Annotated in this window: 3 protein-coding genes; all 3 read left to right on the forward strand. The window is 41.3% G+C overall.

Translation table 11 applies throughout. The features are described 5' to 3' along the window. Positions 1-1501, forward strand: a 1501-nt coding sequence (locus tag O9316_RS03940) for a T9SS type A sorting domain-containing protein (RefSeq protein ID WP_298205522.1), incomplete at its 5' end; no start/stop codon positions are given. A gap of 6 nt (positions 1502-1507) precedes the next feature. Next, a complete protein-coding gene (locus O9316_RS03945) occupies positions 1508-5023 on the forward strand; it encodes a hypothetical protein (protein WP_298205521.1) in 3516 nt (1171 codons plus the stop codon). 11 nt (positions 5024-5034) lie between these two features. Next, positions 5035-7590: DUF6443 domain-containing protein (locus O9316_RS03950; RefSeq protein WP_298347012.1), on the forward strand; the 2556-nt coding region annotated here is incomplete at its 3' end.

A 7590-nucleotide genomic window follows, 5' to 3' on the forward strand; every position in this document is an offset into this window, starting at 1 on the left:
TCTGGCGGGTTCTTCTTTGTCGGTAAAGTCAGGTTCTAAAACCCAAAGTTCGCATGATATGGACTATTGGTTGTGGAAAATGAACGAAAAGGGAGAAGCCGAATGGCAACAAAACTTTGGGGGGTCGGGCAGTGACTTTCTCTACAGTATAGCCTTGACTTCGGATGGTGGTTTTATATTGGCAGGCACGTCCAATTCGCCCAAGAGTTATGATAAATTGACCCCCCACCAAGGGTTGGATGATGTTTGGGTGTTAAAACTCAATGCGCGCGGTGAAATCGAGTGGCAGGTGACTTTGGGCGGGATTGACCAAGAGAGAGTACACCGTATATTGCCCTATGGCGATGGGTATTTGCTTGCAGGCTCCTCTGCTTCGGCTGCGGGACGTATTCAAGGGGCTGTGACAAAAGAACAGGTTGTGCCCAAAATGGGGAATCATTATGGGGATTTGGATTATTGGGTAGTCAAGTTGAAATCCACGGGAGAAGTCGCTTGGCAAAAGACCTATGGCGGCACTTATATTGATGAATTGCGCAGTGTGGTCATTGCTCCCGACGGCGGATTGCTTTTGGGAGGCTATTCAAATTCACCGGAGAGTGGCACGAAGACACAGGAAAACCGCGGTATCGGGGACTTTTGGGTTGTGCGTACCGATGCCAATGGGGAGGCGTTATGGCAACGCACGCTTGGCGGAGACCGTGACGACCAATTGCAAGCTATGGTGGCTACGGCTGACCAAGGGTATTTGTTGGGGGGCAATTCAAATTCGTCAAGCTCGGCCGAGAAAACAGCCTCCAATCAATCGGGGACTGATTTATGGTTGGTGAAAATGGATGATCAAGGAACGCTTTTATGGCAAAAGACCTATGATTTTGGACAAACGGATGTGCTTACCTCGATGGTACTCAATGCCGATCAAAGTCTTTTGATAGGAGGGTATGCTCAAGGCGAATACAATAAGGTGGGTTCAAAACTAGCCAAGCGCATGCCTGTGGGCGGTGCGTTAAAAGCCAAAAAAGGCACAGATGATTACATCGCGTTAAAGGTTGATGCAAAAGGGGAGGAGCTATGGTCACGCACAGTAGGAAGCAACGGATTTGATTTGTTGCGCAAGGTTATCGAAACCCGTGACGGGGGCTACTTGATGGCAGGGATATCTGATGCCAAAGCGACGGGCGATAAGTCGGGTTCGGTGGGGCGTCATGATTTTTGGGTGGTCAAGTTGAAAGACGAGCAAAAACCGCCGAAAGCAAAATTAATGATTGAAGCTTCGCCCAACCCCACGTATGGGTTTACCAACATTGTCATTGGGTATGATTTTGAAAAAGGGACGGCTACGGTAGTGGATTTAAACGGCCGTGTGATGCAGCAGTTTCCTATTGCATCGCGCACGGTGCCTGTGGATTTAAGCGCTTTACCCGAGGGGATTTATATAGTCAACATCAGCACCAATGTCCAAAGCGACGGCGTAAAAATTATGAAAAAAACAACCAAAAACTAAACCGCCATGAGAAAGTATATTGTATTGTTTTACCTAAGTGTAATCACAATTGGTTTTAGCCAAAATCCAGAGATTAAATCGGACTTACCCACGGTTATTCCACCTGCGCCCACCGTAGCGGCTTTGATGAAGTTTGAAGAATTTCCCGTGAGTAATTATACTGGAATACCTGATATATCTATACCTTTTTTTGACATCACTACTATTTCAAAAGAAATTAGTTTGAATGTAGCCTTAAAATATCACTCAGGAGTAGGTGCAAATGATGTCGCTAGTGATACTGGTCTGGGATGGAGCCTTTTTGCAGGAGGAAGTGTCTCGCGAACTGTCAAAGGTCATCCCGATGAATTGTTGCTTTTAGATACAAGCACAGTTCCAGGAAAAGTTGGCATCCATCATCATAATTTTCCCAATCATTCTAATAATTATTACCAAATCACAGAAAATTACATATTTGAAAACCAAGATGATTTGTATAATAATTTAAGTTTAAATAGTTATGATAAAGACTTAATTAGTGAGTTTTTATGGTCAACAAGAGAAATGAATCGTTATGATACAGAACACGATTTATGGCAATTTAATTTCATGGGTAAAACAGGTAGATTTTACATTAAAAAGAATATTCAATCAGGAGATTTTGAAATTAAACCCTTAGATGACTATCGTCTAAAAGTACATTTTTATCAAACCACTGTAAATAGTAATACTTATGTGCCAGATTCTTTCGTGATTTTTGATGAAAATGGGTTTAAATATATTTTTAATGTTAAAGAAAAAAGTAAGACTTTTAGTGCTATCGAAAGTCATATGTATGGAACTAATGTGACTCAGTCAACAACATCAGAGAGAGAGCATATAAGTGCTATACATTTATCAGAAGTTTACGATAATAATAATAATTTACTTATTCGATTTAATTACTCTGATGGCTCTAAAGAATGTACTGTCTCTTCAACATGGACATCTAACGAACCTATGGATAGTTACTTTTTATCCTATGTTGAACTTTATCCATGTATGAATGAGTTTCCTCCACTTCGGACTTTAATAAATTCTTTCAATCTTGTTTCCGTAATGAAATTAGAGTCAATAGATGTTGTAAATAAAGCTAAGGTTACATTCAATTATGAAAGCGGAAGAAACGACACAAACATTGGACTCCAAGGAACTGCAAAATATCTTAAATCTTTGAGCCTTTATGATTTGAATCAAGTTTTACAAAAAAAGTTTGAATTTGTTTACGATTATTCTACTTTATTACAAACACGAATGATGTTAAAAGAGATAAAGATTTTTGATAAAAACTTAAATCCAAATAAAGGATATGAGTTTTTTTATGTTCAGAATCCAATACCTTCTGGCTATCAAGTAGCCAAAGATTCGTGGGGTTTTCTCAATTTGATTGAGATGTGTCGAATAGATACAAGATATCACAAAAATCCAACACCTTCATTTTCAGATAGTGATTTACTCCAAAAAATTTTATATCCAACGGGCGGATCAGTCATTTTTGATTATGAAGCCAATACTTATTCATTTGAAGGTAATAGTCCTTTAACAAATTATAGTGATAATCCAAATAACTTTATTTTTCAAGCTACTCAGGAATATCATTTTACTAATTCAACTATGAATAATATTGTATTAGATCCTTTGAATCCAAATTCAAATGCTTCAATTCAATTGCTTAACTTTTCAGCAATTGCTGAACAGAAAATTACGGTACATTCTGATGTGGTTAATCCTCAGGATATCTTGAACACACAAATTAGATTGACTTTATTAAAAAGAGTTAATAATCAATGGGAAATTCTTGAAAATTTAAATTGTCCTGATAATTTTCAATCCTGTTGCTTTGATTTTATTCTAGCCCCCGGAGTTCAATATGCATTGAAGAGGGAGGTATGGGTTCAATCATACAATGGCCCCACAAGTTTTATAGGTGTTGATTATTATAATCCTAATCCCATAATTCAAAAATTTTGTTATGGTGGAGGAAATCGAATAAAAAGAATCGGTTATTTTAAAGAGAATGTTGCACAAGATTATTATCAACTTAGTAGTTTAAGCATTCTCCCTGAGAAAGAGAAAAATTATGTTTATCAAATGTTTGATGATTTTACAAAAAGTAGTGGTTCATTAGTATATAAGAAACCAGTTTTTTCAGCTCACAAAAGTTTTCGTTTTCAAACACGATGTGATTCTTACCAACCAATGATTAGTGGAGATATAAATTATAAATCAGTGACTACAAATAACTATCTTACACCAGTAAAAACACAAGGTTCTGATGTTGGATATAAAAATGTGACGGTGTTTGAACTTGGAAATGGGAAAACTCAATATGAATATTCTTCGCCTGTAGATTATCCCGAAACGATCAATGAATTATTGGTTAATCATATTCCATCAAAAAATATTGATTTTAAAAGAGGATTATTGCTTAATGAATCAGTTTATAGTGATTCAAGAATATTAAGAAGTACGAATTATGAATATACTTTTGTAGAATTTCTTAATCGAACAGGATTAAAGATTTACAGAGATGAAGTGAATGATTTTTATTTTCAAGGTTCTTATTTTAAAAAGTTTAGTACTCTGAAAGTTCAATATGATGACAATATAGATATTGTCGATATTAGCTTTATTGGAATGTCTCCCTCGTTTTTTGTAAAATCTTTAATTAGCTTTCATTGTGGTGATCCTTTTAATCAAAGAAATTTTAGGGTTGCCCCAATTGAACAAATGCACGGCTGGGCAAAACTAACATCAACCGAAACCAAAAACTATTTCTACGATGCTTCCAATACTCAAAGTGAGGTGGTTACGCGAGAATTTTTTGAATACAACCCCCTCAACAAAATGATCGCCAATCACCAAGTTATCAGTCCTGAGGGGGAGGAGACGAATACCAGTTATTCCTACTTAACGGATCCCGCCGTGCTGGCGCAAAACCGCATCGCTGAGATTGAGCGTATCGAAGTGCAAAAAAATGGGGAACTGTTGCAAACCAGTCAAATTGAATACAGCAATACGTTTCAAGGGAATGCGTCGTACCTGCCGCAGCGTATTTTAACGGCCAAAGGCAACCAAGCTTTGGCATCGAAAGTTCGATATAATCGATACGATGCCTACGGCAACCCCTTAGAGGTGCAACAAGAAGACGGGATGCTAATCGCTTATATTTGGGGGTATAACCACACGCAAGTAGTGGCCAAAATAGAAAATTGCAGCTATCAAGCTATCCCTGCAAACCTAATTACGGCGCTTCATCAAGCCACCGCTACAGGAAGTGAGCTGGATGTACTAACTGCCTTGGACAACCTTCGCAACGCCCCAGGGTTAAGTCAGGCGATGGTTACCACCGTAACCCATATTCCACTGGTTGGAATGAGTACGTTGACCGATCCGAAAGGGGTTCGTATAAAATACCATTACGATGCCATGAACCGCTTGGAGAAAGTGACCGATCATTTTGGCAATATTGTTACCGAGAACAGTTATAACTACAGACCTTAATTCCGAACGCCATGAAAAATTATATACTACACACTCGTCTTCTTGTTATCGCCCTTGCGGTGTTTGGAATGGGGCTCAGCGGAACCACCGCTTGGGGTCAAACCACCAATCAAAACTATGTGCGCTCTACTACGTATAAAGTAGCGACGCAAACCTCGGTGCCGCAACCCAATGATAGTGTTGCCCAACGGCAGGTCACCTATTTTGACGGATTGGGTCGCCCGATTCAAAAAATCGAGGGTCGTATGGGAGGAAACGGCAAAGATCGCATCACGCATATTGAATATGATGCCTACGGACGCCCGCAGTATGAATACCTGCCGTATGTGTCGGAACAGTCCTCGGACTTGAGTTATCAACCCAATGCCAAATCGGAAACCGAAGGATTTTCGCTCTACCAAGGGGAAGCCGTATACAGTCGCAAGTTTTACGAACCCTCCCCCCTGAACCGCGTGCTTAAGCAATCGGCGCCCGGGAATGCTTGGGTGGGGAATGAAAACAACAATAACGACCGCACCATCAAGTTTGATTACCAAACCAACGGGGATGAAGAAGTGCGGAAGTTTAGCGTTACACTCTCCTACAATGCTACCGATAAGGTCTATGAAGCTACCTTGCGTGATGAAGGGTTTTATGCGAAATCGGTACTTTATAAAACGGTGACTAAGGATGAAAATTGGACTACACAAAGTGGTACCAATCATACGACTGAGGAGTTTAAAAATGCAGCAGGTCAAGTCGTGCTTAAACGCACGTACAACCAATATGCCCCGCACGATACCTATTATATCTATGATGATTTTGGGAATTTGACCTTTGTATTGCCGCCAAAAATTAATACACAAAACGGGGTTTCTGTCGCGCAATTGGATGCGTTGGGGTATCAATACTACTATGACGATCGCAATCGGATGGTGGCCAAAAAGTTGCCCGGCAAAACATGGGAGTTTATGGTGTATGACCGCTTGGATCGGGTAGTCGCTACTGGCCCTGCTTTTAACCCGTTTGGTGGCGAACAAGTAGGTTGGATGCATACGAAATACGATGCCTTTGGACGTGTGGCGTATACGCTTTGGAAAATGGAAAGTAGGGCATTTGATTTGTCTACTCGCGCCCAAATACAACAAACGTTTGATGTGTCCGCTGCAGTACATGAAACGCGCTCGGGATCAAATGTTGATGGCTATGCCAATCCTTACAGCAGTGCGGTTTTTCCGCAGAGTGACTATAAACTCCTTACGGTAACGTTTTACGATCATTATCAATTTCCGGGGGCTCCCGCTCAAGTGCCTCACGATGTGCAAGGGCAGCGCGTGTGGGCTAATGCCAAAGGACTCCAAACAGGGTCGTGGGTTAGGGTATTGGCGGAACCGAATGAAACGGTGGGCGAGACTACTTATACCTTGTATGATTACCAAGGACGTGCCTTGCAAACCCATACGCAAAACTACTTGGGGGGCCATACTACGGTTACTCAAGTGTACAACTTTGCGGGACAAGTTGTCAATACCCAAACGAACCACCAGCTTTTTAATGGCACAAACCCTATAAAGGTTGATGAAAACTTTACCTACACCCGACAAGGGCAGTTGAAAACACGTACCCATCAAATCAATAATCAGGCGCGTGAACTCATTGCCGACCATCATTATGATGCCTTGGGGCAATTGATTCGCAAAGAAGTAGGGGGGCAGGATTTTAGTACGTTGCAAGGCTTGCAAAGCGTAGACTACCGCTACAACATTCGCGGGTGGTTGACCGACATCAACAATGTGGGTACGTTGGCGCAATCGGGGCGGCCGCATGATTTGTTTGCCTTTAAGATCAATTACAATCAGGTAGAGGACAATACGACCAATGGCGTAGTACCGTTGTACAATGGGAACATTAGTGAAACCTATTGGCGTTCGTACAATGATAATGTATTACGTAATTATGGCTATACCTATGATGCCTTGAATCGTTTGGAGGAGGCGTTTTACCAAAAACCGGGCTATACCCAACCGAATGTCAACAACTATCGGGAGAAACTCACCTATGACCCCAACGGGAACATTACCCATTTGTGGCGTAATGGCGAATTGGATGCGACCAATTTTGCGTTGGAGATTGATGATTTAACGTATACCTATGCTCCCGACAGTAACTTGTTGTTGAAAGTGACCGATGCCACGGCCCATGCGGGTGGTTTTCACGACGACAGTCCCGATGGCACGCTGGCCTCCGACCCGAGCGACGATTATGCCTATGATGCCCTGGGGAATATGGTAAAGGATGAGAATAAAACGATTCGTTCGATTAAATACAATCATTTGAACTTACCGACATTTATTGACTTTGGAACGAGAGGAACAATTTCGTATCTTTACGATGCCACGGGGCGCAAAGTGCGCAAAGTGGTTCAAAATGACGTTCTTTCACAAAATACCGTTACGGATTATGCCAATGGGTTTCAGTATTTGGATAACGTTATACAACATTTTCCCACGGCGGAGGGGTATGTCTCGCGCTTGAATTTACGGCAGGAGAATGGGGTAGTGGCGTTGTTGCCGAGTACGGAGTTGCCG

It is taken from the genome of Flavobacterium sp. (assembly GCF_027533505.1).
Lineage (GTDB): Bacteria > Bacteroidota > Bacteroidia > Flavobacteriales > Flavobacteriaceae > Flavobacterium.

What these genes read in the sequence shown, in the direction of transcription:
- O9316_RS03945 (WP_298205521.1), top strand. Translation starts at nt 1,508, where the DNA reads ATGAGAAAGTATATTGTATTGTTTTACCTAAGTGTAATCACAATTGGT.